Raw genomic sequence first — 26,813 nt, 5'->3', positions numbered from 1 at the left:
GGGCCGGCGTCGGTCGCGCTTATTCAGACAGCCTGGGCCAGGACCGGCGCATGGTTGCGCAGGCGCCAGGCGCGCGGCTTGGCCAGCAACGCCCGAACCACGGCGTTATTGAGGCCGTGACCGGCCAGAACGCCTTCAAAGCGGCCGATGATCGGCGCGCCCAGAACATAAAGGTCACCCACGGCGTCCAGCGCCTTGTGGCGCACAAACTCGTCAGGACGGCGAAGACCTTCGGGATTGAGCACCCGGTCACCGTCAATGACCACGGCGTTATCCATCGAACCGCCACGGGCCAGGCCGATGGCGCGCAGGGCCTCAACGTCGCGCACAAAGCCGAAGGTGCGGCAGTTCGACAGCTCGGCGCGGAATGAGTCTTCATCGACCGTCAGGTCGACGCGCTGGCGACCAATGGCCTTGCTGCCGAAGGCGATTTCGAAGGCGACTTCGAAGCGGTCCGACGGTTCCAGGCTGGCGCGCTTGTCGCCCTCCTCCACCAGGATCGGCTCAAGGATCTCAATATACTTGCGGGCGGCTTCCTGCTTGCGACGACCGGCGCGATCCAGGATCTGCACGAAGGGCTCGGACGAGCCGTCCATGATCGGAACCTCGGGCCCGTCCAGTTCGACCACGCAATTATCGATCGACAGGGCCGCCAGGGCCGCCATCAGGTGCTCGATGGTGGAAACGCGCACATCGGCGGCGTTGTTGATCACGGTGCCCAGCTGGGTCTGGCAGACGGCGTCAGCCTTGACCGGCACGCGGTTGTCGCGGTCATGGACATCGGTGCGCACGAAGGTGATGCCCGCATCAATGGCGGCCGGGCGCACGGCGACGCGCACGTGTTGCCCCGTGTGCAGGCCGATCCCTGCGAAGATCACCGGTCCTGCGACCGTGTGCTGAAAATAAGCCGAAGCCGACACTTGAGACCCTTGTTGGTTTGACATCAGCGACTCTTCCGGTCGCTGTACGCCCCATTGCACCTCTAAAACCTATGCCGCAGTGCGGCAATGCAAGTCCTGTTTCGGATTGTTACCATACAAGCCTTTGAAATCGTGTCTTTTTCCGGACATGATTTGGTCACAGAAATTCAATCATCGTCCGATGAACTCGGTTCGCAAGGCCATGCCTCGGCTCTGGCGTAACGCGCAACTGACCGATAGGCTCTGCCCGCCTTTCAGGAACACTGTCGCCAGGATTTCGCGTTTCATGATCAAGACCTTGCGTCTGGCCGTCTCGGCCATTGCCCTCACCGCTGCCCTCGCCGGCGGCGCGGCTTCCGCGCAGACCCGCAGCTTCACGGCCAAGGAGATGGCCAGCCTGGACCGGCTGAGCGATCCACGCGTCTCTCCGGACGGCCGCCATGTGCTCTATGCCGTGCGGACGATGGATTTTGACGCCAACAAGGCCTCGATGTCGATCTGGATCGCCGACCTGAAGGCGCGCACGGCACCGCGCCGGCTGGTGGTGTCGGATGGTGGGGCCTCTAGCGCGCGCTGGTCGGCCGACAGCAAGGCGATCTACTTTGTCTCAAGCCGCGCCGGTGGAACCGATCAGGTGTTTCGCACTGACGTGACCGGTGAGGCCGCCGTTCAGGTAACCCGCGCGCCGTTCGATGTCGGTGCCTTCAAGGTATCGCCGGACGGCAAGACCCTGGTCATCAGCCAGGCGGTGTTCCCCAACTGCGAACTGGCCTGTACGCAAGCGCGACTGGACGCGAAGAAGGCCAGCAAGGCCACCGGCGTCGTCTATGACAAGCTGCTGATCCGCCACTGGGACACCTGGGCCGACGGAACGAAGAACCACCTGTTCGCCTTGAAGCTGGACGACCAGGGCGTCGCTTCGGGCGCGCCTGTGGCCTTGACGCCAGGCTTCGACGGTGACGTGCCCACCAAGCCGTTCGGCGGCGACGAGGACTTCACCATCACGCCCGACAGCAAGAGGGTCACGTTCTCGGCCAAGCTGGCGGGGCGAGACGAGGCCTGGACCACCAATTTCGACATCTGGACCGCGCCGCTGGACGGATCGACCGCGCCCCGGACCCTGACCTCGTCCAACAAGGCGTGGGACACCGCGCCGGCGTTTTCGCCCGACGGCAAGTGGAGCGCCTATCGCGCGATGAAGCGTCCAGGCTTTGAGGCCGACCGCTTCGGCATCATGCTGCGTGACGAGGCCACCGGCACCGAGCGTGAACTGGCGCCGACCTGGGACCGCTCAGCCGACGCTGTCGCCTGGAGCCCCGACGGCAAAACGATCTATGCCACCGCTCAGGACGTGGGCCAGGCCCGGATCTTCGCCATCGACGTCAAGACCGGCAAGGTCACGCCCGTCACCGGCGAGGGCCATGTCAGCGCCTTCGATGTTGGGCCGCAGGGTTTGATCTATGCCCAGGATTCGCTGAAGAGCCCGTCCGAGCTGTTCTTCCTGCCCGCCAAGGGCCCGGCGGTGAAGGTCGCCAGCGTCACCGCCGAGCGCCTGAAGGATGTCGCCTGGGGCGAGCCTGAACAGTTCAGCTTCAAGGGCTGGAACGACGAGACGGTTTACGGTTTCGTGGTCAAGCCCGCCAATTTCGATCCGGCCAAGCGCTATCCCGTCGCCTTCCTGATCCATGGCGGGCCACAAGGCTCGTTCGGAAACGGCTGGTCGTACCGCTGGAACCCGCAAACCTATGCCGCCGCCGGCTATGCCGTGGTGATGATCGATTTCCATGGCTCCACGGGCTACGGTCAGGCCTTCACGGATTCGATCAGCCAGCACTGGGGCGACCGCCCGCTGGAAGACCTGCAAAAGGGCTGGAGCCACGCCCTCAAGACCTACAGCTTCCTGGACGGTGATCGTGCCTGCGCGCTTGGAGCCTCGTACGGCGGCTTCATGGTCAACTGGATCGCCGGCAACTGGAACGAGCCGTGGAAGTGCCTGGTCAATCACGACGGCATCTTCGACACCCGCTTCATGGGCTATTCCACCGAGGAGTTGTGGTTCACCGAGTGGGAGAATGGCGGAACGCCCTGGGCACCCGGCAATACCTACGACAAGTTCAACCCGGCCGACCACGTGGCCAACTGGACCAAGCCGACCCTGGTCGTGCAGGGCCAGCTCGATTATCGCGTGCCGCTGGAACAGGGCATTTCGACCTTCACGGCCCTGCAGCGCAAGGGCGTGCCCAGCAAGCTGCTGTACTTCCCCAATGAGAACCACTGGGTGCTGAAGGCCCAGAACTCGGTGCAGTGGCACAAGGAAGTGCTGGACTGGCTCAACCAGTGGACGGCGGAAAAGAAGTAATCCGCCCCCGAAGCCCTACAACCGGCCCGTCGCCACCGACCAGGTGAGGCGGGCCTTTTTTTCGAGCTCACCAGGGATACGATCGCGGAGATAGACGCCCGCGAAGGCCGCAGGCGCGACGGCGGCGAAGGCGGCGACTGGCAGCTTCCGAACTTCACTTCGAGCGGCCCTGAGCTGAACCGCAACGCGGGCGGCGACGTCGGCCTGCGTCCAGTCCTCGGGCAGACGGGATTTGCCGATGAGTCTCAATCGCCACAGCCCCGCCAGGCCATAGGCCCGGGCCGCGCCCTTGACCGCATGGGGGTCGGACGACGCGTCCAGACGCCGCGCGGCCAGCACTGCAAGAGCGCCGGCGGTGGCGTCGACATAGGCCAGCACTGCGGCCTCCCCAGCCAGCGGGCCTTCATCGAGATCCGCGAACCGGGCCTCGGCCATGGCGGCCAGGGCCAGGGGATCAAGGCCAGACGCGGCCAGGGCCTCGACGGTGGGATGCTTGCGAGGCGTCTTGCCGGCCGCGATCTCTTCCATGGCCTCGCGCCACCAGGTCAGGCGGATCTCGCCCATCAGGGCGTTGGAGACCCCGCCGGCCACTCGGGCCAGTTCATAGTTGAAGGCGTAAAGCGCGATCACGTCGGCCCGCGCCGCAGGACCGGCGATGAAGCGGCTGGCCAGCCAGCGGTCAGGATCGACGCGCCGGACGAGATCGTCGAGGGTTTCGGTGTCGGCCATGAGTCTCAAAACGAAAGAAGGCCCGCCGGCACCGGCGGGCCCTCCCCTTACAGGATTGTCGCCGTTGGGGTTAGCCAAACAGCGTCTGATACATCGCCATCGTCGCCAGCATCGGGATGCTGAGCAGGGTGTTGATGCGACTGAACAGCATGGCCATCTTGGCGGCCTTGGCCTTGGTGTCAGCGTCGGCTTCAACAATGCCCAGGGCCCGCTTCTGGTTTGGCCAGATCACGCCCCAGACATTGATGAACATGATCGTCGCCAGCCACATGCCCAGGCCGATGAAGGTGAAGCCCATGTCGACGCCCTTTTCATAGCCGCCCCACAGACCCATCGTCGCCGCTTCAGCGAAATAGCCACGGTTGACGGCCAGGATCACGCCCATGACCCAGGTGGCCAGGGCGGCCCAACGGAACCAGAACAGGGCTTCCGGCGCGATGTACTTGGAGATGGCCGGCTTCAGCTCGGCCGGGATCTGCGGCATCACGCGGATCTGCACGAAGTTGAAATAGTACAGCAGCCCGATCCACAGGATGCCGAAGAACACGTGCAGCCAGCGGAAGACGGCCTGGAAATAGGAACCGTCGAAACCATGCGGTCCATGGCCAAAGCCAAAGACAATCACAATCGCCAGCACGAAGCTGAGGATGATTGTGTTACGGAAATTGGATAGCAGCCCGACCATTTCAGCCCCCTGATGTTTAAGCCCTTGCGACAGCTATAGGCCTCTTCGGAGAGTCGGGCAAAGCCGCCGTTCAGACGGCGATCAGGGCCGCCGCCAGCCGCCGGCCCTCGCTGGCCAGCACGTTATAGGTACGGGCGGCGGCCTCGGTGCTCATGAACTCCAGCCCGACCCCGGCCGCCTTCAGCGCCTCGCGCACCGCCTTGGGCGGCAGGGCGTTGACCAGCCCGCCGCCCAGCAGCACGAACTCCACCGCGCCGCCGGCGGCCAGCACCGGGGCGAAGTCTTCGGGCGTCAGGTCGGCGAGGCTGGTTACAGACCAGTCGCGCGCCTGATCGTCGATGACCAGCAGCGAGCCGGGGCGCCAGTCGCCGGAAACCCGGAAACCGCCGCCGCCCCAGGCGTCGATCGAGGGGGGACGCCGCGCCTCGGCCATTACGGACGCGAGGCCGCGCCGAGCTTGATCGGCGTCGCCTCTTCATCGCCGCGCTTGACGCCCCACAGCAGGATGATCGGCGCGCCGACATAGATCGACGAATAGGTGCCGACAGCGATGCCGAAGATCATCACGACCGAGAAGCCAAACAGCGCCTCGCCGCCAAACACCGCCAGCCCGCCCAGGGCCATGATCGCCGTGACGCCGGTGATGATGGTCCGTGACAGGGTTTCGTTGATCGACAGGTCGATCACTTCGCGCAGGGGCATCTTCTTGTACTTGCGCAGATTCTCGCGCAGGCGGTCGAACACGACCACGGTGTCGTTCATCGAATAGCCGATCACGGTCAGCAGGGCCGCGACGGTGTTGAGGCTGAACTCGATCTTGAACAGCACGATGAAACCGAAGGTCAGGATCAGGTCGTGCAGCAAGCCCGCGACGGCACCGAGGCCAAACTGGGGCTCGAAGCGGAACCAGATGTAGAGGAACATCAGGCCGATCGCGAGCGCCAGGGCGATGATACCGCTGCGGAACAGCTCGCCCGACACCTTGGGGCCGACCGCCGAGGGATTGATGAACTGCACCGGGTCGCCCAGCGACTGCTTCAGGGCGGTCTTGACATTGGTCAGGGTGACGCCGGCGTCGCCGCCTGCGGGGGTCTGGAACCGCACCAGGGCGCGGTCGGCGGCACCGAAGGCCTGCACCTGCACATCGCCCAGACCCTGGGCTTCCAGGGTGGTGCGCACCTTGGCCAGGTCAACCGCGCGCGGCGCGGTCGACACTTCCATGACGGACCCGCCCTTGAAGTCGATGCCCATATTGAGCCCGGGCTTGAACACGCCGACCAGAGAGGCGACCACCAGGGCCGTACTGATCAGCGCCATCATGCGCGCGAACTTGACGAAGGTGAGGTTGGTTTTCTGCGGGAGCAGCTTGATCAGGGGCCAGGCCATGGGTGCGCTCACTCAGATCGGAAGTTTCTTGGGGCGGGCGGCGCGGAACCACCAGCCGATGAGAAGCTGGCTGACCAGCACGGCGGTGAACACCGAGGTGAACACGCCGATCGACAGGGTCCAGGCAAAGCCTCGAACCGGGCCGGCGCCGAACGCAAACATGATGCCCGCCGCCACCAAGGTGGTGACATTGGCGTCGATGATCGTGGTCATGGCGCGCGAGAAGCCCGCATCGGCCGACATGATCGGCGATTTTCCGGCCCGGGCCTCGTCGCGCATCCGCTCATAGATCAAGACATTGGCGTCCACGGCCACGGCCAGGGTCAGGATCAGGCCGGCAATGCCGGGCAAGGTCAGTGTGGCCTGGGTGAGCGACATGGCGGCAATGATCATCGTGCAGTTGATCACCAGGGCGATGACCGAAATGCCGCCAAACAGCAGGCCATAGGACAGCAGCATGAAGACCACGATGGTGACAAAGGCCACCAGGGTGGAGATCGCCCCTGCCCTCACGGCGTCAGCGCCCAGTTCGGCACCGACCGTGCGCTGTTCCTCGACATTGAGCGGCGCGGGCAGAGCCCCTGACCGCAGCAGCAGAGCCAGTTCGGCAGCGCTCTCCGGCGTGAAATTGCCGGTGATGATGCCCGAACCGCCACTGATGGCGCCATTGATGACCGGTGCCGAGATGATCTTGCCATCGAGGACGATGGCGAACTTCTTGCCGATGTTACGCGCCGTGGCGTCACCGAACTTTCGCGCGCCCTGGCCGTTGAAGGCGAACGACACGACCGGGTTGCCGCTCTGGGAGTCAAAGGTCTGCCGGGAATCGGTCAACTCGTCGCCCGACACCACGGCCCGCTTGCGCACCACATAGGCCGGCGCATAGGCGTCTTCGCTGGGCAGCATTTCCGAGCCGGGCGGGATGCGCCCGGCTGCCATGTCTTCGGCCGTGACGCTCTCGTCGACCATCTGGAAGGTCAGCTTGGCGGTCTTGCCGATCACGGCCTTGAGCTTTTCAGGATCGCTTTCGCCAGCGGCCTGAATAACGATCCGGTCAACACCCTGACGGGTGATGGTCGGTTCCTTGGTGCCCAGACTGTCGATCCGGCGGCGGATGGTCTCGATCGACTGCTCGACCGCCATCGCCGCGTCGGCCTTGGCGGCCTCGGCCACGAAGCTGATCTCCAGAACCTGGTTGTCCCGCGTGGCGACCGAGATGTCACGACCGCCGACAGCACCGACCAGGGGCGATCCCACCGACTGCCGAAGCAGGTTGGCGGCGTCATTGACCTTGCCGGCGTCGGCGATGCGCACGTTGATCACGCCGCCCGCTTCGCGCAGGTCGCCAAAGGCGATCTGCTCGCCCCGGAGGCTGGTGCGGACATCCTCGACCAGATTGGTCAGGCGTTCGCGGCGCAGCGCTGCCGTATCAACCTCCATCAGCAGATAGGATCCGCCCTGAAGGTCGAGACCCAGGTTGAGCTTCTGCTTGGGAACCCAGCCGGGCAGAGCGTCGAGCGTTCTTTGCGGCAGCAGGTTCGGGAGGGTGAAGACGATGCCGAAGATCACCGCCAGGGTGACGACGATGATCTTCCAGCGGGACAGTGTCAGCATGGATTACAGGCTCTGGACGACGCCTTGCGGCGTCTCGTTCGGGGCGTTTGGGTCGATCAGCTCTTGGGGTCGTTGGCCGGAGCCGGTTCGCCCTTGGTGCGGACTTCCGAGATCATGCCCTTGACCACCTTGACGGTGACGCCCTGGGCGATCTCGACGCCGACTTCCTTGTCTTCGACGCGAACGATCTTGCCCAGCATGCCGCTGGACAGGACGACATTGTCGCCGCGCTTCAGGTTCGAGAGCATCACTTGATGCTCCTTGGCCCGCTTTTGCTGCGGACGGATCAGCATGAAATAGAACAGCACCACCATCAGAAGGATGGGGGCGATTTGCATCAACTGTGCGCTCAGGCCACCGGGCATGACGTCTCCAAAAAATTCTAGGGCCGCGCCTGCCATATGGGGTCGCGCGAAGTCGGCGGAAGCTATGCGCTCGCCTCTTCTTTTGCAATGACGGCGAGGTGTGGTTAGGAGCACACATGATGACCGACGCCTACGCCCCGCTTTTCGCCCGTATCGCAGACGCTCTGGAGCGCCTGGCGCCGCCGCAAAAGGCGCAGCCGGACTTCAGCGCGGCCCGCCTGTTTCGGCACGACTCGGCCCGCGACGCCTTCATCGCCGCCCCCGACTATCCGATGGCCCTGGACCTGCTGGTCGGGGTCGAGCGCCAGAAGGACCGGTTTGTCCAGAACCTCAAGCGCTTCGCCGACGCCCTGCCCTGCAATCACGTGCTGCTGTGGGGCGTGCGGGGCACGGGCAAGAGCTCGATGACCAAGGCCGGCTTCATGGCCCTCAGCGCCGACTATCCCGAGCTCAAGCTGGTCGAGATCGATCGCGACGAGATCGCGGCCCTGCCGCCGCTCTTTGATCTGCTGCGCCAGCGCACCGAGCGCTTCGTGGTGCTGTGCGACGACCTGTCGTTCGAGGACGGCGCAGCCGCCGCCAAGGCCCTGAAGTCGGCGCTGGAGGGCGGCGTGGCCGGCCCGCCGGAAAACGTACTCTTTGTCGCCACCTCCAACCGCCGCCACCTGATGCCGCGCGACCATGTCGAAAGCCAGGGTGCCATCGCCGCTGCCGAAGATGCTGAGGAGGAGATGAGCGTCTCTGACCGCTTTGGCCTGTGGATCGGCTTCCCGCCCATGGACCAGCCCACCTATCTGGAAGCGATCCGCAGCTATGCCGAGCGCTTCGACCTGGTCGTCGAAAACCTCGACCGCCGGGCCCTGCAGTGGTCGCAACTACGCGGCGCGCGGTCTGGCCGCGTAGCCTGGCAGTTCATCCGCGACCTGGCAGGTGAACTGGGCAAGGGACTGCCGGGGTAGTCTCCGGAGATCCTTCCCCTCTGGGGGAGCATCTGCTCGGCAGCCACAAGTTTCCCGCCTCACGCGGCGCGAGCCGCTGAAGGGGTTGGGGAGGCGCGAAGCGGCCGGGGCGAACCCGGGGACCGTGATGTGTATTGTGTGCGTTTCGGCTCGTCTCTTCCGCTTCGCAGAAGCTGTTCTGACCGTGAGGATGGCGAGCTCGCGAGCGCTGTTTCAGCTCTGGCCCCCAATTGTCCCCCGGACGGGCACGCCCAACCCCTGCGGTACAGCCGTGAGGGGTCCGACGGGTCGCGATAGACGGCTTTACGATCACCGCCCTGTCGTTCCGCGCTGTCTCGAAAGCAAGACCTCCGGTGGCCCCGGATCAATCCAACGAACAGCCCACTTTCCGTCTTGCCCGCGTGACCGCGCGGCCCCGCTCAGCTTCATCCCCATCGCCGCTTCGGGCCGGTACCAAGCGCCCTCCCCCTGCGACGGGGACAGCACTGAGTATGGGGGTAGTTCTGAGTGCGTCTGATGGCGCGCTGCAAGATATTTGCAGGGCGTTGAATTGGCTGGGGTTTGTGGGCGATGCGCCGGGGATGGAGGACGCTGTATCCCCATAAATCCTCCCCCTGAAGGGGGAGGAGGCCGTCAGGCCGGAGGGGGAAGACCGCACAGAGTCAGCAGCACTACCCCCTCCGTCGCCTGCGGCGACACCTCCCCCTTGAGGGGTGTTTGGACCGGGGACATCCGTGACAGGTGTTCGGAGACATCCGTGACACATTTTCCGATCTCAGAGGGAGGTCGGGATGCCGTTCACGGGGGTGTCTGCGATGGATCGCAAACGGGAGTTTGTACGGCTGGCCTTGGTTGAAGGCTGTAACAGGCGGGAGCTTTGCCGGCGGTTCGGGGTCAGCGCGACGCTGGGCTACCGGCTCATGGCGCGCTATCGGGAGCAAGGCGATGCGGGCCTTGAGGCGCGATCTCGCCGACCGCGGACCTCGCCCCGGCGCACGGAGACGGCGGTTGAGGATGCGACGCTTCAGGTCCGTGCGGAGCATCCGGCCTGGGGTGGCCGCAAGATCGCGGCGGTGCTGCGGCGTGAGGGGCTTGAGGCTCCAGCCCCCTCGACGGTAACCCAGATCCTGCGCCGGGGTGGTGTGGCGCTGGGCGGTGAAGGCGGCGGCGCTCAGCCTTTCATCCGCTTCGAGCATCCCCAGCCCAACGATCTGTGGCAGATGGACTTCAAGGGCCACGTGGCCCTGGGCTCAGGGCGACTGCATCCCCTGACGGTGCTGGACGACCACTCGAGGTTTGCCGTGGTCTTGGCCGCCTGCGCCAACCAGAAGACCCAGACCGTCAAGGATCAACTGATCCAGGCCTTTACGCGCTATGGTCTGCCCTGGCGCATCGCCACCGACAACGGCTCGCCCTGGGGCAACGGCCCCGGCGATCCCTACACCCCGCTGGGCGTGTGGCTGATCGAGCTGGGCGTGCGCATCAGCCACTCCCGGCCCTATCATCCCCAGACCTTGGGCAAGGACGAGCGCTTCCATCGCACCCTAAAGGCCGAGGCCCTGAGCACCCCCTTCGAGACCCTCGACCATGCGGCCCGCGCGCTCGATCACTGGCGCGACATCTACAATCTGGTCCGGCCTCACCAGGCCCTGGACATGGCGGTTCCCGTCGATCGCTACCGACACAGTCCAAGGCCCTACCAGCCCGTCATCCCGCCCTTCGAGTACGGACCCGACGACCAGGTTCGCCGGGTCCAGCAAGGGGGCCATCTCAGTTTTGCCAACCGTCCGCTCAAGGTCCCAAAAGCCTTCGCTGGAAAAGCTGTCGCCCTGCGAGCCACCCAGACCGATGGCGTCTTCGACGTCTTCTTCCAGACCCAACGTCTCAAAACCATCGACCTGAGGACCGCAAAATAGCATCCTCAACCTGTCACGGATGTCTCCGAACACCTGTCACGGATGTCCCCGGTCCAAACAAGGGGGAGGATCTCATTGAGCCCCTATCTCGGCAGAACCAGGTCCGGGTCTATCGGACGGGCCTTGTCCTTGGCCGTCGGGGCAAAGCGCATCTCGAAATGAAGTTGGGGTTCTGTCACCCCGCCGGTGGAGCCCACCGTGCCCAGTTGTTGCCCCTTGGCGACCGGCTGACGCATCTTCACGTCGGTCGAGCCCAGATGGGCATAGGCCGTCACCCAGCCGTCGGCATGCTTGACCAGCACCAGATTGCCGAAGCTCGGGACCTGGTTGCCCGCATAGGCAACCTCGCCATCGGCTGCCGAGAGCACAGGCGTACCCGCAGCGGCGCGGATGTTGAGGCCGTCATTGCGTTGGCCCGTGCCCTTGACGCCGAAGTCAGAGATCACCTCGCCGCGCAACGGCCAGGCGAACCTGCCACGGCCAGAGGCGATGATCTCGGCCTCGGTCGGGGCCGCGCTGGTCTCGATGATCGGCCGCGTGGGCGAAGGGTTGACCGGCAGGGCCGCAACAGGCGCTGCAGGGCGCGGATAGCTGGTGGCCGGCGGCGAAACGGGGCGGTTGCCGGCCGTATAGGGCACAGGGGCCGACGGCGTCAGGGCAGGCTTTTCAGCCGCGACCGGGGCCTGAGCCACGGTAGTCGCGGCCGGCCGGGCCGTGCTGGTGGTGGTCGTCTTGATCGGTCCGCGATCCTTGTAGCCGTCCGGCAGTCGGACCTTCTGGCCCTTCTTGAGGGTGGCGGCGATCTTCAGGTCGTTCTCGGCCGCCAGGGCCTTGGGCGTGACGTTGAAGCGCTTGGCGATGGCGCTCAGGGTGTCACCGCTTTGGGCGACATAGGCCTTGGCCGAGGTCGCTGGCCCCTTGATCTTCTGGCCCAGCCGCAGGGTCTTGTCGGCATCCAACTTGTTGTCGTCGGCCAGATCGCTGACGCTCATGTCGAAGCGACGGGCGATTGAACTAAGGGTGTCGCCCGACTTCACCGAATAGCTCTGGCGCGGACCGGTGACCGTGACCACGGCCCCCGTGACACTGGTCGTGGTGGTCGTCGTGGTGACAGGCGCGGCACGCTCGGGCTCAGGCTCGCTGGCGACCGGCGTAACGCGCGGCGTTTCGGCAGGGCGCGAGGCCGTGGCGCGTCCGGGCGCAGCGCCGGCCAGGACAGGCGTGCTGGAGGCCGTCCCCGGCACGGTGGTCTTGATCGGCCCCTTGTCCTTGAAGCCGGCCGGCAGAAGCAGCTTCTGGCCCTTCTTAATACCTGCGCCAGTCTTCAGGTCGTTCTCGTCGGCCAGGGCGGCGGCCGTGACGTTGAAGCGCTTGGCGATGGCGGTCATGGTGTCGCCGGTCTGGACGACATAGGCCTTGCCGTTGGTCGCAGGGCCTTTCAGCGACTGGCCCAGCTTCAGGCGATAGGGCGGCTCAAGGTCGTTGTCCTTGGCCAGATCGGCGCGGGTGGTGCCCATGCCGCGCGCGATGGCGTCCAGCGCGTCGCCGGACTTGACCACATAGACCCTGGGCTTGCCGGTCACCGAGACCACCGGGCCGGTCACGGTGGTGACCACCACCGGCGCGGGCGGCTTGACGGGAACAGGAGCCGGCACCGGCGCCGGACGGGCCTCGACCTCGGGCGGCGGCGCGATCTGGGTCAGGGCGGGCAAGGCCTGGCTCTGCACCGACGCGGGCGGGCGGGTTGCCTCCGGAACGGCGTCGGGGATCGGCTCGCGACGCACGGCCTCGCTGGGCTGGCGCGCGGTGTCGATCGGCGCATCCTGAGGCGAAACGGCCTGGGCCTGCGCCTCGACGATGGGGAAGTTGGGCATCGGGGCCCGTGGCGGCAGACCCGGGGCCTGGCCCTCGCGGGCCGGATAGAGCGGCGCTGAGGCCGTCTCGCAGGCAGCGAGCGTTCCAGCCGTCAGGGCGATCACCGCCGCGCGCGTCCACAACTGCCTCATAGCCTCTCCTTTCCTTGCGGATCGTCCAGACGGCCCCGCAAGGGTAAATCAATCATTAAACATGAGGCGACCGTATCAAACGGAGCCCGGAAATCTCGTCGTCACTGGTCGCGAGCCACGCCGTCCAGCAGCGGCACAAACCGCACGTCGCACAAGGCCTCGACCGTGAAACCGCCCTGCCCGTCGCCCGCATACCTGCGCAGGCTCTGAACCGGCCCCTTCCCGACCGGCGCGACCAGCACACCGTTGGGCTTGAGCTGGGTCAACAGCCGCTTGGGATCATCTTCTGCCGCCGCCGTGACCATAATGCGGTCAAACGGCGCCTGTTCGGCCCAACCTTCGCCGCCATCGCCGAACTTGGTGATGACATTGGTCAGGCCCAGCTTCGCAAAGCGGGCCTCGGCCTCCTTCATCAGGGTGCGATAGCGCTCGATTGTATAGACCAGCCGCGAGACGTGGCTGAGGATGGTGGTCTGGTAGCCCGACCCCGTGCCGATCTCCAGCACCCGCGAGCGCGGCTCGATGGTCAGGGCCTGGGTCATCAGGCCCACGATATAGGGCTGGCTGATGGTCTGGCCGCAGGCGATGGGCAGGGCCGAATCCTCCCACGAGCGATCCTTGAACAGATCCGGCGTAAAGAGGTCGCGCGGGGTCTTTTCGATGGCGGCCAGCACCTGGGGATCGGTGATCCCCTGGTCGCGCAGGGCCTGCATCAGGCGCGGCAGGTCAGTGGACGGGGCGGCCTTGGCCTTTCCGGTCATGGACGCGACCCCAGCTTGACCACGGGAGCCTTGGGGGGCGCGCCGCCCAGCACGCCCTTCAGGGCGTGGACGGTCTCGTTATGCGTCAGGTCGATGTGCAGGGGCGTGACCGAGATCTTGCCGTCATAGACCGCCTTCAGATCGGTGCCGGCCTTGGGGTCCAACGCCTTGGCGGTAAAGCCCATCCAGTAATAGTCGCGGCCGCGCAGGTCAGTGCGCTTGTCCCAGTGGCGCAGGTGGCCGTCGCGAAAGCCCTGGCGTGTGACCTCGACCTCGGTGACCTGCTGCGGCGGCAAGGCGGGGAAGTTGACGTTCATGATCACGTCGTCGGGCCAGCCCACCTCCAGCAGCCGCTGGATGATGCCCGGACCGTAGGTTTCCGCCGTTTCCCAGTGGGCGACGACCTCGTCGTGGAAGTAGTTGATACTCTGGGACAGGGCGATGGCGCGGATGCCCAGGGCCATGCCCTCGATGGCACCGGCCACCGTGCCCGACAGGGTGACGTCCTCGGCCAGGTTCTGGCCCCGGTTGACGCCCGACAGCACCAGATCCGGCGCGGGGCCGTCGATCAGCTGCTGCACGGCCATCATCACGCAGTCGGTGGGCGTGCCCTCGACGGCGAAGCGGCGGGCGTCGAGCTTGCGCACCCGCAGGGGGTCGGCCAGGGTCAGGGCCCGGCTGGCACCCGACTGCTCGTATTCCGGCGCGCAGATCCAGACATCGTCGCTCAGCGCGCGAGCGATGGTCTCAAGCGCGGCGAGGCCCGGCGCGTGAATGCCGTCGTCGTTGGTGAGGAGGATGCGCATAACCTAGCCCTCCCTACCCTGCCTTCTCCCCTTGCGGGAGAAGGTGGCGGCGAAGCCGACGGATGAGGGGTCGCGCGCACAGGTCAGAAAAGCGGCTGAAACGATCTTCAACCCCTCATCCGACCTGCTTCGCAGGCCACCTTCTCCCGCAAGGGGAGAAGGATCGCAAGCCGGGATCACCCCTCACCCCCGATGTGCGTAACGCCGCCCATATAGGGGACCAGAACGTCGGGCACGGTGATGCGGCCGCTTTCGTCCTGATAGTTCTCCAGTACCGCCACCAGGGTGCGGCCGACCGCCAGGCCCGAGCCGTTCAGGGTGTGGACATAGTGCCCCCCCTTCTCGCCCGTCTTTCGGTAGCGGGCGCTCATTCGGCGCGCCTGGAAGTCACCGCAGTTGGAGCACGAACTGATCTCGCGATAGGTATTTTGCGAGGGCAGCCAGACCTCGAGATCGTAGGTCTTGCGCGCGCCAAAACCCATATCGCCCGTGCACAGCAGCATCGTGCGGAATGGCAGGTTCAGGGCCTTCAGCACCGCTTCGGCGCAACCGACCATGCGTTCATGCTCGGCCTCGGACTCTTCGGGCGTGGTGATCGAGACCAGCTCGACCTTGTAGAACTGGTGCTGGCGGATCATGCCGCGCGTGTCACGGCCAGCCGAACCGGCCTCGGAGCGGAAGCTGGGCGTGAGAGCCGTCATCCGCAGGGGCAGCTCGGCTTCGTCGGTGATCTGCTCGCGAACGATGTTGGTCAGGGAGACTTCGGCGGTGGGGATCAGCCAGCGGCGCTGTCTTGGTGCGGTCCGGCGATAATCCTCAATTGCCGCTTGGCCAAGGCCGAGCATTTGCCCGACACTCGACCGAGTTATTGCATCGTAGCTGATGCGTTCTTCGTCTTTCGGGAGCTTTTTTGCCTTTAGCTCGGCGAGCCGGTCAGACATCTCCCAAGCTTCGACGTTCCAGAAATCCATTTCGGCTTTGTGACGCGCTGCATCGGCTTTGTACCAATCGACATCTGTCGTTTGAAACAAATCCTCTTCAAACTTCGGAAGTTGCCCCGTCCCGAACAGCGCCTCGTCCTTCACCAGCAGCGGCGGGCTCACCTCGACATAGCCGTGCTGCACCGTCTGCAGGTCCAGCATGAACTGGCCCAGGGCCCGTTCCAGCCGGGCGATCTGGCCCTTCAGCACCACAAAGCGCGCGCCGCTCATGCGGGCGGCGGCTTCGAAGTCCATGCCGCCGAGCGCTGCGCCCAGGTCGACGTGATCCTTGGGCGCGTTCAGGCGGCCGGCGGGCAGGCTGGAGGCGTCACCCCAGCGGCGGATCTCGATATTGCCGTGCTCGTCTTCGCCGGGCGGCACATCGTGGGCCGGGATGTTGGGAAGCGACGCCAGCAGGTCCTTCAACCCGGAGCCGGCCTGCGCCTCCAGGACGGCGGCGTCGGCCATCAGGACCTTGAGGGTCTCGACCTGCGCCATCAGGGCCTGGGCTTCGACCTCATCCTTCTTGGCCTTGGCCATGCCGATGCGCTTGGACGCTTCGTTGCGCTTGGCCTGGCTCTCCTGCAGCGCCGTCTGGGCCGCGCGCAGCTGGGCATCAAGCTTCACGGCCTCGGCGGCCGCGCCCGAGCGCCCCTTGGCCGACCAGGCGGCTTCGAAGGCTTCGGGATTGTCGCGAATGGCCTTGATGTCGTGCATCGGAGCGGGCTCGAACAGGAACGTAAGGAAAGGCCCTCTCTAAGGCGCGTCGCCCAAGGCGCCAACCTTTTCAGGGTCGCAGGCGCGTCTTCCGGCAATGCGCCTCGCCCTGCCCTCGAAACCGGCACCTTTCAGCAATCTGAATATTCAGCAGAGTGCGACACTCTGACACATCAGCCCAAGTGTAGATTCAAATACTGCGAAAAGCTGAATCACATAACGACGTTCATTTGGTCGCGAATACACGAGATAATTATAGATAATTGATATTAATCGCGTTTTGTCATGTGAACTTAAGGCGGAGATGAAAAACAGACGGCCAAGTACGCAGAACCGCGTTTCCATTCATCACATCACAGGATGTAATCCCTTGAAGAAGTTCGCCGCCCTCGCCGCCCTGATCACCGTCTCCGCCGCCATCGCCGCTCCGGCCAGCGCCGCTACCCTGGTTCGCGTTTCGCTGGCCGGCAAGTCCGACGTTCAGATCAACACCGAGATCCGCGCCGCCGCCGAGCAGGCCTGCCTGGCCGAAAAGAACACCTCGCGCGAGTGCGTCGATACGGCCATCGCTGACGCCAACCGCCAGCTGAGCAGCATCATCAAGGCCCGCTCCAACCCCAAGGTGGCCTCGCGTCAGGACGCCGTGACCATCGTGCGCGTGTCGCTGAAGGGCAAGTCGACCGACCAGATCCACGCCGAGATCAAGGCCGCCGCCAACGCGGTCTGCAAGTCGTCGAAGGAATTCAACAGCCGCGTCGAGTTCCAGGCCTGCGTCGGCGGTGCCGTCCGCTCGGCCAAGGCCCAGCTGCAGGCCGCCAACGGCTCGAACAAGCAACTGGCCGCGCTCTAAGATAATGGCTCGCCGGTTCTTCGGGACCGTCTGAAAACAGAAAACCTCCGCTCCCTTTCGGGGCGGAGGTTTTTTGCTGTCTGGACCAGCCCCTTCTCCCCTTGCGGGAGAAGGAAGATCAAACCGCCACGATCTCGTTGGCCTTCTTCTCATCCTTCGCCTTGCCGCGTTCGATCAGCCACACGCACCAGATGCCGATCTCGTAGAGCAGGCACATGGGGATCGCGAGGGTCAGCTGGCTGATCGGGTCGGGCGGCGTCAGGATGGCGGCGGCGATGAACACGCCGACGATGGCGTAGCGACGCCCCTCGCGCAGCAGCTTGCTGGAGATGATCCCCGCCACCCCCAGCAGCGACACCACGACCGGCAACTGGAAGCACAGGCCAAAGGCCAGCAGCAGCGAGGTCACCAGGGTCAGATAGTCGCTGACCTTGGGCAGCAGCTGGATCGAGATACCCGCCGTCTGCACCTGCTGGCTCAGCGAGAACCACAGAACGAACGGCAGCATGATGTAATAGACCAGCGCCGCGCCCAGAGTGAACATCAGGGGCGAGGCCAGCAGGAACGGCAGGAAAGCCCCGCGCTCGTTCTTGTAAAGGCCCGGTGCCACGAAGCGATACAGCTGCCAGGCCAGGACCGGGAAGGTCAGGACCACAGCGCCAAAGCCGGCCAGCTTGATCTTGGTGAAGAAGAACTCCAGCGCCGCCGTATAAACGAGGTCCAGCGCCTTGGTCGAACCGGTGGGGATGTCTTTCAGGCCCACCAGGGCCAGCAGCAGGTCAAACGGCCCGTGCTTGCCACCCGAATGCTGGGCCGCCAGCAGTTGCTGGGCCACCGTGAACGGCTTGACCAGGAAAAGGAAAATCTGGTCGGCGAAGGCGAAACAGACGCCAAAACCGACGAACAGGGCGACCACGCAGATGATCAGCCGCATGCGCAGCTCGACCAGATGGTCCAGCAGCGGGGCGCGCGAGGATTCGATCTCGTCTTCGGGCTCTTGTCCGATGGCTTGGCTCACGAGGCGATATCCGAAGCGGTGGAGCCACCGGCCTTGACCGCGCGCTTGCGCGGTGCCCGAGCGGGCTTGGGCGCCTCGACGACGGCGACCTCAGCCTTGGCGGCGCGCTTGCGCGGCGTCTTGGCGACGGCGGGAGTCTCGATGACGGGAACGGACTTGGCGGCGCGAGGCTTGCGCGGCTTGGCGGGCGCGGCCTCTATCGCCTTGTCCGGCGACAGGATCGACGGCTCGACGGCCGGCTGCGCGGCATAGGGATAGGGCTGGACCGCGCCGCTGTTGAGGCTGGCGTCGATGTCGGCGAACACCTGGTCGACCCCGACGTCCTTGGCCTGGTCGACGACGTCCTTGACCGGCGAGGTGAACTCGCCCGACCGCATAGCGGCGACTTCACGGCGCAGGTCGTCCAGTTCCGACTGCCGGGCCATTTCGTCGAAGCTGGAGCGGAATTCGGCCGCCATGCCGCGCATCCGCGCGACGAACTGGCCGAGCTTGCGCAGCAACACGGGAAGATCCTTCGGACCCACCACGATCAGGGCGACCGCAGCGATGACCAGAAGTTCTGTGCCGCCGATATCAGGAAGCATGGACGCGCCTTAGAGCGGCACGGGACGAGGCCCGCAGCCGCGAGGTGGAGGGGACGCGCGCAACGGGCCCCGCCCGCGCGCCCGGAGGGACTTTAAGACTTACGCAGGTCTTCTTCTTCGGCCTTGGTGCGCGGCAGGGCGCCCGTCGACTTGTTGTCGGCGACTTCGCTGCTGGTGTCGTCCTTCAGGCCGTCCTTGAACGCCTTGATGCCCTTGGCAGCGTCACCCATGATTCCCGACAGCTTGCCGCGACCGCCAAACAACACGAGAATCACAATTCCGACGATGATCCAGTGGATCGGTCCAAAAGCGCCCATGATAAAACTCCTTGTCACGCGGCCGAATAGCGGGTGCGGCGCTCAGTTACAATATCACTTCGATATAGGCGCTCGAATGGCGCCGGAACACCGTCAAAGAAACATTTCCGACGAGTCTCGCTCTGGTGGATCAATCGGCCAGCGCCGCGAAGCCAATAGCCAAAGCCCGATCAGGTTGACGAGCGGCACGAACGCAAGAGCTGCCCACCAACCGGAAAAGCCGATCCGTTTCAAAATCTTTGACACGGGTATCCCGACCACTGCAATCCAGCCCGCGAGTATCAACCAGTGGACAATCGAAAAACTCCCCATAGCCCACACTCCTATTGATCTAAAACACCCAGGAAATCCTGAGCGAACTCCGGGGCCTCGTCGCCGTCCTCCAGCGGATCCTCGTCCTCGCCCGGACGAAGGCCCAGCGGGTCGGGGACGGAGAAGCCCGGCGGGAGGTTCATCTCCAGCAGGCCGGCGGCCTTCATCTCGGTGATCCCGGGCAGGTCCGACAGGGTCGCCAGGCCATAGTGCTCGAGGAAGGCGTCGGTAGTGCCCAGGGTCACCGGCCGGCCCGGTGTGCGCCGCCGGCCGCGCATCCGCACCAGACCCAGTTCCAGCAGCACATCCAGAGTGCCGCGGCTGGCCTGAACCCCGCGCACGGCCTCGATCTCGGCCCGGGTGACAGGCTGGTGATAGGCGATGATCGCCAGGGTCTCCTGCGCCGCCTTGGACAGGCGGCGCGGCTCCTCGCGCTCCTGGGTCATCAGGAAGGCCAGGTCCTGAGCGGTCTGGAACCGCCAGCGATTGGCCACACAGACCAGCTCGATCCCTCGGCCCTCATAGCGCACGCGCAGCGCCGCAATCCCGGCGGCGATGTCGGCGCCCTCGGGCAGCCGCTTGGCCAGATCGACATCACTCAGCGGCTCGGCCGCCGCGAACAACAGGGCCTCGATGCAGCGTTCGGTGTGGAGGGGGTCGATCATAAGCACCCCATCTCCGCTCTCCCCGGCGAAAGCCGGGGCCCAGATTCAGCCTGAGAGTCTTGGGATGTTTCGCATGGGGCCTTTGCCAGGACCACCATCGCCCTGGGTTCGATCTGGGCCCCGGCTTTCGCCGGGGAGAGCGAGGTTTTGAAAGTGCTCACCCCATCCCCTCCACCCGCTCGGTCCGGGCGCGCAGATAGATGTCCGAGAACGCCTCCATCTGCCGCGCGTCCAGCACGCCCTCCTTCACCAGCTCCAGCGAGGCGGCCAGGGTGGAGGCGAGGTAGGAGGCCGGTGACGGGCCGTCGTCTTCCTCCAGCGACTGCTCGACGGGGGCCACGGTCGAAAGCGTGGTCCAGGCCTCCATCCTCGGCAACAGGCTGCGCAGGCGATCGCGAGCGTCTTCCAGCGGATAGGCCGTTGGCGGCCGGGGCGCGTAGTGGCGGCTGTGCTCTTTCTTGCGCTGGATGATGTAGGCGCTCATCAGGCCATAGAGGTCGCCCTCCAGCCGGGTGGACGACACGATCTTCACCGCTTCCGGATCGCCGCGCATGAAGACGTCGCGCTTGAGCAGCGGCCGGTCCTTGAGAGCTTCAACGGCCTGACGCATCACATCCAGCTTGGCCAGACGGAAGGCCAGTTGCGCGGCCATCTCCTCGGCCGGCGGTTCCTCGGCCTTGGCCCGTTCGGGCTTGGGCAGTAGCAGGCGCGATTTCAGATAGGCCAGCCAGGCCGCCATCACCAGATAGTCGGCCGCCAGCGAGAAGCGCACCCGCCGGGCCTGCTGCACGAAGGCCAGATACTGCTCGGCCAGCTTGGTGATCGACAGCTGCAGCAGATCGACCTTCTGACTGCGCGCCAGGGCCAGCAGCACGTGCAGCGGGCCTTCATAGCCGTCTATGTCGATGACCAGCGCCGCGCCGTCCTCGGCGGCCGCATGGGCGGCCTCGAAGTCGAGCGTGGGCTGGAAGCCCGTGTTCACGCAAACTTCCCGTCAAACGCCGCGTCGAAGCGGGCCCGGGCCTGATCGACGTCGAACGGCTCGACCACCTTGACCAGCCGCCCCATCACCGCCTGGGCCCGGCGGCGGGCTTCCTTCGACAACTTGCCAACGCCCGACATCACCGCGTCCATCTCGGCCATGTCGCCATTGCAGTGCAGGACGACGTCGCAGCCGGCCGACAGGCTATCCCTGGCCCGCTGGCGGAAGTCGCCCGACAGGGCCTTCATCGACAGGTCGTCGCTCATCAGAAGTCCGTCGAAGCCGAGGGATTCGCGGATGATTTTCTTGATGGCCTTCTTCGAAGTCGTGGCCGGCCGACGACGGTCGATGGCCGTGTAGACAACGTGAGCGGTCATCGCCATGGGCATGTCCGACAGCACCCGGAAGGGGGCGAAGTCGCGCGCGTCCAGCTCGGCCAGCTTGGCTTTCACCACCGGCAGTTCCAGATGGCTGTCGCTCATGGCGCGGCCGTGGCCGGGGATGTGCTTGATGATCGGCAGCACGCCGCCGGCCAGCAGGCCCTCGGCGGCGGCGCGACCCAGACTTGCCACCTGCTCGGGGGTGTCGCCATAGGCGCGGTCGCCGATGATCTCGTGACCTTTCGGATCGGGCACGTCCAGCACCGGCACGCAGTCGACATTGATGCCGATGGCCCGCAGGTCATGGGCGATCAGGCGCGCGCCCAGCCGGGTGATCTCGCGAGCCACCAGGGGATCGTTCGCCACCAGCTCGCCATAGGCACGGCCGGGCGGATAGGTCTTCCAGTGCGGCGGCTGCAGGCGGGCGACGCGGCCGCCCTCCTGGTCGATCAGGATCGGAGCGTCGGGCCGTCCCACCGTCTCGCGCAGGGCCGTGGTCAAGGCCCGCACCTGTTCCGGATCGGCGATATTGCGCTTGAACAGGATGAAGCCCCACGGCTTCACCGCGCGAAAGAAGGCCTCTTCCTCGCGGGTCAGGGTGGTCCCGGCGCAGCCGAGGATCGCGGCGGAGCTGTTCAAGCGCCCTCTCCTACTTCACGAAGCAGGACTTGCCCGCAGCCGAGATGGCGTCGCAGAAGGCCTTGGCCTCGGCGCGGCTGGCGAACCCCGTCACCGAAGTGCGATAGAGGGTTCCGCCGTTCTTCTCGATCGCCTCGACCTTCTTGCCCTTGCCGGCGGCCATGCCGGGGGCGAGACGAGCGGCGTCGTTCCAGGCCTTGTCGGCCAGGGCAGTGGAAGACAGGGCACCGATCTGCACCATGGCCGGGCCGCCGGCCGAAGCGGCCGGCTTCGGCGCGGCGGTGACCGGCTTGGGCGCCACCGCTGCAGTGGCCAGGGTTTCGATCGTCGGCGCAGGCTTGGCTGCCACGGGCTTGGCCGGCGGCGGGGCTGTGGTGACCGGCGCCGGTTTGGGTTGGGCCGGCGGCAGGGCCGCAGGCTGCACGGGCTTGGCCTCGACCGGCGCGGCCGGACGCGGCAGCGGTGCCTCGGGCTGGGCGGCAAAGGTCGGCGACGGGGCCGATTCCTGTTCACGATAGATCTGCAGGCCGGCGGCCGGATCAGCCGGCTGGCTGCCGGCTGGCGGCGGGGTCTTCATCTCGGCAATCTGCGAACCCACGGTCGCCGGCGGCTCGTTGGGGCCGCGAACGCCGCCGCGATAGATCAGTACCACCGTCACCACCAGGGTCAGCAGCACCACTGCACTGATGATCAGGGTCATGGGCAGCGGGCGCGTACCGCGCACCGGCTGACGCGCATCGAACGACAGCGGCGCATCGGTCGGCGGCGTATAGGCGCCACGGTGAGGATCGGACATCGCGATAAGGCTCCAGAACTCGGCGCGCACGGCTCGACCCGCCGAATCACGTGCGCGCGACAACAGTTTAGCGAAGGGACCAGCGCGCCATAACCGCCCGCGCCATCACGGTTGTGGGCGACTCGGCCCACGCCGCGTGATTGGAACCTAGTTCCAGACGTCGAGGTGGAACAGTTTCCTGTGCTCCTCGATGGCAAAGCGATCGGTCATGCCCGCGATATAGTCGCAGACCACCCGCGCGCGTCCCGCCTCGTCGCGATTCTGCGACTTCTCGAACCAGACGCTCGGCAGAACGTCAGGCTCCCGCAGAAACAAGTCGAACATCTCGGCCAGAATGCGGCGGGCCTGGCTGCGCGTGCGATTGACCTTCCAGTGGCGATACATCCGCGCATAGAGGAACTGCCGCAGACGGGCCAGGTCCTCGGCCATGTCGGGCGAGAAGGCCACCAGGGCGTGGTCCAAGCCTCGCACGGCGTCTGCCGACTGCACGCCGGTGGCAGCGGCCCTTTGCAGGGTCTCGCCCATGACGTCGTCGACCATGGCCCCGATCATCCGCCGCACAGCCTCCAGCCGGGTCAGGCGGGCATCGAGATCCGGCCGCTCGCTCTTCACCGCAAACAGGATCGGCCCGATCAGCGGCACGTCCAGCAGGTCATCCAGGGTGAACAGGCCTGCCTGAACCCCGTCGTCGACGTCGTGATTGTTATAGGCGATGTCGTCGGCCAGGGCCGCGACCTGGGCCTCGGCCGAAGCCCAGGTATCAAGCCCCAGATGATATTCGCGGTCGTATTTCGAGATCGCCTTCCAGGACGGCTTGCCCAGCTTTTCGGTGACGGGGCCGTTGTGCTTGATAATGCCTTCCAGCGTTTCCCAGGTGAGGTTGAGCCCCACAAAATCGGGATAGCGATGCTCCAGCTCGGTCACCACCCGGAAGGTCTGGACGTTGTGGTCAAAGCCGCCATAGGGGGCCATCTTGGCCTGCAGCTCGTCTTCGCCGGCATGGCCAAACGGCGGGTGGCCGATGTCGTGGCCCAGCGCGATGGTCTCGGCCAGATCAGAATCCAGCCCCAGGGCCGTGGCCAGAGAGCGCGCCACCTGGGCCACTTCCAGCGAGTGGGTCAGACGGGTGCGGAAGTTGTCGCCCTCATGCGCCACGAAGACCTGGGTCTTCTCCTTCAGGCGGCGAAAGGCCGAATTGTGGATGATCCGGTCACGGTCGCGGGCAAAGGGCGTGCGGGTGCGGCTCTCGTCTTCCTGGAAGCGACGCCCGCGTGACTTGGCCGGATCTTCGGCATAGGGGGCGCGAACAACGAGGAACGACGATGACGACATGAAGCGCTCTGCAAGCTTTCACCCCTTTCGCCGGGGCCCGGTTATCCTCATATAGGCCCTGAACGAGTTTTCCACAGCCATGACCGACACCACCGTAACCCTTTCTCCCAATGCCGCACGCCGGATCAACGCCATCGGCCAGTCCGAAGGGCGGCCGATGATGCTGCGCGTCGCCGTGGACGGCGGCGGCTGCTCGGGCTTCCAGTACCGGTTTGACCTGGTCGACACGGTGGAAGCCGACGACCTGAAGATCGAACGCGACGGCGCTGCCGCCCTTGTGGACGTCATCTCGATGGCCCTGCTGAAGGGCTCGGAGATCGACTTTGTCGACGAACTGGCCGGCGCCGAGTTCCGGGTGCGCAATCCCAACGCCAAGTCCAGCTGCGGCTGCGGGGTGAGTTTCTCGATCTAGCCGGGCGGAGACGTCCAGTCAGCCGGTGCGGTGTCCGCTCGCCAAACCTCGCGTCCCACTAAGCTCCATAACTCTTGTCATCCCGGCCGCAGCGAAGCGGAGCGCCGGGACCCAGGGGCAATCGCTTTGCGCTGCCCCCCTACCCCGGCACGAACTGCAACACCGTCACCGTAACCGCTGCCCAGGCGGCCGGCGCGGCCATGGCGGCCCAGGCCTGGGTGCGGTGGCCTCTGCGCCATTCTCGCCAGGCCAGGGCCGGGGCCAGCAGGCAGACCGCCCAGAACAGCGCGCCCAGGGCAAAGCCCAGCCAGGCCATAGGATTGAGCAGATTGCCCGGTCGATCGAAGACCAATGGCGCGAACACCGCCAGAATGGCGCCCAGCACAGCCATCGACAGCCAGCCGACCGTCACCAGACCCAGCAGTATCGCCTGCTTCCGGCTGGAAATCCTGTAACCCGACTTGAGCACGCGCCCCATGAGCCCTAGCCTCCGCGCGCCCTCTGGAGCCGTCAATGCGTATCGCCACCTGGAACGTCAACTCTGTAAATGCTCGCCTTGAAGGTGTGCTGGCCTGGTTCGAGGCGCAGGCCCCCGATGTGGCCGTGCTGCAGGAGATCAAGTGCGTCGACGAGAAGTTCCCGACGGAAGCCTTTGAACGGCTTGGCTATAACGTCGCTGTGCATGGCCAGAAGACTTATAACGGCGTGGCCCTGCTGTCGAAGTTCCCGCTGGAAGACGTGCGGCGCGGCCTGCCCTTCCTGGGCGACGACGAGACCGACGAGCAGTCACGCTATATCGAGGCGGTGATCGGCTCGCCCACCCCGGTGCGGGTCTGCGGCATCTATCTGCCCAACGGCAATCCGCTGGGCACCGAGAAGTTCGCCTACAAGCTGGCCTGGATGCGCCGCCTGCACGCCCATGCCCAGGGGCTGCTGGCCTATGAAGAGCCTCTGGTCATCGCCGGCGACTACAACGTCATTCCCGAGGCCGAAGACGTGGCCAATCCCGAGGCCTGGCTGGGCGACGCCCTGTTCCAGCCCGAAAGCCGCGCCGCCTTCCGCGCCCTGAAGAACCTGGGCTTCACCGATGCCTATATGCAGGCCGACGGCGCGCCGGGCGGCTATACCTTCTGGGACTATCAGGCCGGCGCCTGGCCCCGGAACCTGGGGATTCGCATCGACCACCTGCTGCTGTCGCCCCAGGCCGCCGACCGGCTGACGGACCTGGTGATCCACCGCGATGAGCGCGACAAGGAAAAGCCGTCGGATCACGTTCCCGTGGTGGCCGAGCTGAACCTCTGACCCCTGTCGCGAATCCCGGACTCCCGCTAGCCTCGCAGCCATGAGCGAACTCGCCCGCCTTATTCTGCTGGTGGCCATTGCCGGCTCGGCGGTGACCTTTCTGGGCAGCGCTGCCATCTGGTTCAACGATGAGGAGCGCAGCCTTCGTCGCGCCCTCCGCCATGTCCTGAAGAGCGATCCGGAAGCGATGATCTTCGCCCGAGGCCGGGGACGCGGCGCGGGCTTCTCGTTCGCCACCGGCCTGGCCGCCGTCTCCTGGGACAAGGGAGCCTGGTGCCTCGTCTACCGGATCGACGAGTTGATGGGGGCCGAACTCCTGATCGACGGACAGGTCACCGGCCGGGCTTTCCGCAGCGAACCGCGCCGTCCCGTCGACCATGTGGCCCCGCCAGGGGTGCAACGGGTCAGCCTGAGGCTGATCTTCGACGATCCCCGGCATCCGGATTTCGAACTCGACATCTGGACGATCGGTGACGAACAGCGGCGCGACAGCCCGGCGCCGGCTGATGCTGTACAGGAGGCCAACCGCTGGCTGGCGCGTTGCGAGGCGATCGTCCGCCGGCCCCGACCGCCCCGCGCCGAGCCCCAGGTTCAAGCGCCGCCTCCCGTCGACGCCCCGCCCGAGCCGGTGCCGGTGCCCGCGCCAGTTCGCCGGACGCCGCCGCCCCCTCCGCAGCCGCCTGCGCCCGACGATGGGTTCGACGATGAGTTCGACCTCGAGGATGACGATCTCGGCGATGACCTGCCGTTCGGTGACGATCCACCGTGGGATCCCGATCCGCCCGCGCGCCAGGCTCCGCCGGCCCCGACCTACAAGCCGGTGTCCAAGGCCACGCCCCGGCCCGAGACCAGACAGAACGAGTTGCCGTTCGACCTGGATGATTGATACCAACGGCCGTTGATCCTGACCTCAGAGGGTCCAACTCTGAAACTACCCCGTCACCCCGGGACTTGTTCCCGGGGCCCATGGGTCAGCTTCATCGTGAGAATTCTATTCTGCGCCGCACCTGCGGTGGAACAA

The 26,813-nt window shown here is 65.8% G+C and carries 28 protein-coding genes; 7 read left to right on the top strand and 21 right to left on the bottom strand.

All coding sequences use genetic code 11. The features are described 5' to 3' along the window. Window positions 1–23 precede the first annotated feature (23 nt). On the bottom strand, window positions 24–920 hold the full coding sequence (gene lpxC / locus ACW179_RS12530) for a UDP-3-O-acyl-N-acetylglucosamine deacetylase (protein WP_492059839.1): 897 nt from the start codon (window positions 918–920) through the stop codon (window positions 24–26). Between the two features lie 286 nt (window positions 921–1,206). Between lpxC and ACW179_RS12525 the strand changes: the two genes are divergently transcribed. After that, window positions 1,207–3,279 carry a S9 family peptidase gene (locus ACW179_RS12525; protein ID WP_492059838.1) on the top strand — a complete coding sequence of 691 codons (2,073 nt, stop codon included), beginning with the start codon at window positions 1,207–1,209 and terminating at the stop codon, window positions 3,277–3,279. A 15-nt stretch (window positions 3,280–3,294) separates the two neighbouring features. Here ACW179_RS12525 and ACW179_RS12520 read toward each other — a convergent pair whose 3' ends face one another. From ACW179_RS12520 to yajC, 6 genes are all read right to left on the bottom strand, one after another. Further along, window positions 3,295–4,008 carry a squalene/phytoene synthase family protein gene (locus ACW179_RS12520; RefSeq protein ID WP_492059837.1) on the bottom strand — a complete coding sequence of 238 codons (714 nt, stop codon included), beginning with the start codon at window positions 4,006–4,008 and terminating at the stop codon, window positions 3,295–3,297. 70 nt (window positions 4,009–4,078) lie between these two features. Continuing rightward, window positions 4,079–4,693 (bottom strand): urate hydroxylase PuuD, encoded by a 615-nt coding sequence (locus tag ACW179_RS12515; protein ID WP_492059836.1) that lies wholly within the window; start codon window positions 4,691–4,693, stop codon window positions 4,079–4,081. A gap of 70 nt (window positions 4,694–4,763) precedes the next feature. After that, window positions 4,764–5,126, bottom strand: coding sequence for an Mth938-like domain-containing protein (locus ACW179_RS12510; RefSeq protein WP_492059835.1), 363 nt, complete (start codon window positions 5,124–5,126; stop codon window positions 4,764–4,766). Then, on the bottom strand, window positions 5,126–6,091 hold the full coding sequence (secF, locus tag ACW179_RS12505; protein ID WP_492059834.1) for a protein translocase subunit SecF: 966 nt from the start codon (window positions 6,089–6,091) through the stop codon (window positions 5,126–5,128). The genes ACW179_RS12510 and secF overlap by 1 nt, the downstream gene beginning before the upstream one ends. Beyond that, window positions 6,092–7,693 (bottom strand): protein translocase subunit SecD, encoded by a 1,602-nt coding sequence (gene secD / locus ACW179_RS12500; protein ID WP_492059833.1) that lies wholly within the window; start codon window positions 7,691–7,693, stop codon window positions 6,092–6,094. A 56-nt stretch (window positions 7,694–7,749) separates the two neighbouring features. Then, window positions 7,750–8,058 carry a preprotein translocase subunit YajC gene (gene yajC, locus ACW179_RS12495; protein WP_492059832.1) on the bottom strand — a complete coding sequence of 103 codons (309 nt, stop codon included), beginning with the start codon at window positions 8,056–8,058 and terminating at the stop codon, window positions 7,750–7,752. A 119-nt stretch (window positions 8,059–8,177) separates the two neighbouring features. Here yajC and ACW179_RS12490 point away from each other — a divergent pair, with 119 nt between their 5' ends. After that, window positions 8,178–9,017: an ATP-binding protein gene (locus ACW179_RS12490; protein ID WP_492064307.1), complete on the top strand. Its 840-nt coding sequence runs from the start codon at window positions 8,178–8,180 to the stop codon at window positions 9,015–9,017. A gap of 791 nt (window positions 9,018–9,808) precedes the next feature. After that, on the top strand, window positions 9,809–10,933 hold the full coding sequence (locus ACW179_RS12485; protein ID WP_492059470.1) for an IS481 family transposase: 1,125 nt from the start codon (window positions 9,809–9,811) through the stop codon (window positions 10,931–10,933). Window positions 10,934–11,016: 83 nt separating this feature from the next. Here the strand turns inward: ACW179_RS12485 and dipM are convergent, their stop codons facing one another. The 4 genes from dipM to serS form a co-directional block, all read right to left on the bottom strand. After that, window positions 11,017–12,939, bottom strand: coding sequence for a cell division endopeptidase DipM (gene dipM, locus ACW179_RS12480; RefSeq protein ID WP_492059831.1), 1,923 nt, complete (start codon window positions 12,937–12,939; stop codon window positions 11,017–11,019). Between the two features lie 101 nt (window positions 12,940–13,040). Then, window positions 13,041–13,700 (bottom strand): protein-L-isoaspartate(D-aspartate) O-methyltransferase, encoded by a 660-nt coding sequence (locus ACW179_RS12475; protein ID WP_492059830.1) that lies wholly within the window; start codon window positions 13,698–13,700, stop codon window positions 13,041–13,043. After that, window positions 13,697–14,506, bottom strand: coding sequence for a 5'/3'-nucleotidase SurE (gene surE / locus ACW179_RS12470; protein WP_492059829.1), 810 nt, complete (start codon window positions 14,504–14,506; stop codon window positions 13,697–13,699). Before surE ends, ACW179_RS12475 begins: the two co-directional genes overlap by 4 nt. 176 nt (window positions 14,507–14,682) lie before the next feature. Next, window positions 14,683–16,203 (bottom strand): serine--tRNA ligase, encoded by a 1,521-nt coding sequence (serS, locus tag ACW179_RS12465; protein ID WP_492059828.1) that lies wholly within the window; start codon window positions 16,201–16,203, stop codon window positions 14,683–14,685. Window positions 16,204–16,573: 370 nt separating this feature from the next. Here serS and ACW179_RS12460 point away from each other — a divergent pair, with 370 nt between their 5' ends. After that, entirely contained in the window at window positions 16,574–17,053 is a 480-nt protein-coding gene (locus ACW179_RS12460) for a hypothetical protein (protein ID WP_492059827.1), read from the top strand. 118 nt (window positions 17,054–17,171) lie between these two features. Here ACW179_RS12460 and tatC read toward each other — a convergent pair whose 3' ends face one another. The 9 genes from tatC to ACW179_RS12415 all read right to left on the bottom strand — a co-directional run bounded on the left by tatC (window position 17,172) and on the right by ACW179_RS12415 (window position 24,078). Next, window positions 17,172–18,071 carry a twin-arginine translocase subunit TatC gene (gene tatC / locus ACW179_RS12455; RefSeq protein ID WP_492059826.1) on the bottom strand — a complete coding sequence of 300 codons (900 nt, stop codon included), beginning with the start codon at window positions 18,069–18,071 and terminating at the stop codon, window positions 17,172–17,174. After that, window positions 18,068–18,655: a Sec-independent protein translocase protein TatB gene (tatB, locus tag ACW179_RS12450; RefSeq protein ID WP_492059825.1), complete on the bottom strand. Its 588-nt coding sequence runs from the start codon at window positions 18,653–18,655 to the stop codon at window positions 18,068–18,070. Before tatB ends, tatC begins: the two co-directional genes overlap by 4 nt. Before the next feature lie 92 nt (window positions 18,656–18,747). After that, window positions 18,748–18,972, bottom strand: coding sequence for a twin-arginine translocase TatA/TatE family subunit (tatA, locus tag ACW179_RS12445; RefSeq protein WP_492059824.1), 225 nt, complete (start codon window positions 18,970–18,972; stop codon window positions 18,748–18,750). A gap of 93 nt (window positions 18,973–19,065) precedes the next feature. Continuing rightward, entirely contained in the window at window positions 19,066–19,284 is a 219-nt protein-coding gene (locus tag ACW179_RS12440; RefSeq protein ID WP_492059823.1) for a Sec-independent protein translocase family protein, read from the bottom strand. An 11-nt stretch (window positions 19,285–19,295) separates the two neighbouring features. After that, window positions 19,296–19,955 (bottom strand): SMC-Scp complex subunit ScpB, encoded by a 660-nt coding sequence (gene scpB / locus ACW179_RS12435; RefSeq protein ID WP_492059822.1) that lies wholly within the window; start codon window positions 19,953–19,955, stop codon window positions 19,296–19,298. Window positions 19,956–20,106: 151 nt separating this feature from the next. Further along, window positions 20,107–20,931, bottom strand: a complete 825-nt coding sequence (locus ACW179_RS12430) for a segregation and condensation protein A (protein WP_492059821.1) — start codon at window positions 20,929–20,931, stop codon at window positions 20,107–20,109. Further along, window positions 20,928–21,950 carry a beta-N-acetylhexosaminidase gene (nagZ, locus tag ACW179_RS12425; protein WP_492059820.1) on the bottom strand — a complete coding sequence of 341 codons (1,023 nt, stop codon included), beginning with the start codon at window positions 21,948–21,950 and terminating at the stop codon, window positions 20,928–20,930. Before nagZ ends, ACW179_RS12430 begins: the two co-directional genes overlap by 4 nt. 10 nt (window positions 21,951–21,960) lie before the next feature. Continuing rightward, a complete protein-coding gene (gene ftsN / locus ACW179_RS12420) occupies window positions 21,961–22,746 on the bottom strand; it encodes a cell division protein FtsN (RefSeq protein WP_492059819.1) in 786 nt (261 codons plus the stop codon). A gap of 147 nt (window positions 22,747–22,893) precedes the next feature. Further along, a complete protein-coding gene (locus ACW179_RS12415; RefSeq protein WP_492059818.1) occupies window positions 22,894–24,078 on the bottom strand; it encodes a deoxyguanosinetriphosphate triphosphohydrolase in 1,185 nt (394 codons plus the stop codon). 79 nt (window positions 24,079–24,157) lie between these two features. Between ACW179_RS12415 and erpA the strand changes: the two genes are divergently transcribed. Beyond that, window positions 24,158–24,490 (top strand): iron-sulfur cluster insertion protein ErpA, encoded by a 333-nt coding sequence (gene erpA / locus ACW179_RS12410; protein WP_492059817.1) that lies wholly within the window; start codon window positions 24,158–24,160, stop codon window positions 24,488–24,490. Window positions 24,491–24,629: 139 nt separating this feature from the next. Here the strand turns inward: erpA and ACW179_RS12405 are convergent, their stop codons facing one another. Next, window positions 24,630–24,968, bottom strand: a complete 339-nt coding sequence (locus tag ACW179_RS12405) for a hypothetical protein (RefSeq protein WP_492059816.1) — start codon at window positions 24,966–24,968, stop codon at window positions 24,630–24,632. A 35-nt stretch (window positions 24,969–25,003) separates the two neighbouring features. Here ACW179_RS12405 and xth point away from each other — a divergent pair, with 35 nt between their 5' ends. Continuing rightward, on the top strand, window positions 25,004–25,792 hold the full coding sequence (gene xth / locus ACW179_RS12400; protein WP_492059815.1) for an exodeoxyribonuclease III: 789 nt from the start codon (window positions 25,004–25,006) through the stop codon (window positions 25,790–25,792). A 40-nt stretch (window positions 25,793–25,832) separates the two neighbouring features. Beyond that, window positions 25,833–26,678 (top strand): hypothetical protein, encoded by an 846-nt coding sequence (locus ACW179_RS12395; RefSeq protein WP_492059814.1) that lies wholly within the window; start codon window positions 25,833–25,835, stop codon window positions 26,676–26,678. Window positions 26,679–26,813: the final 135 nt, after the last annotated feature.

The organism is Caulobacter sp. AVps18 (assembly GCF_058681425.1).
This window is presented reverse-complemented; position numbering and strand designations above follow the sequence as displayed.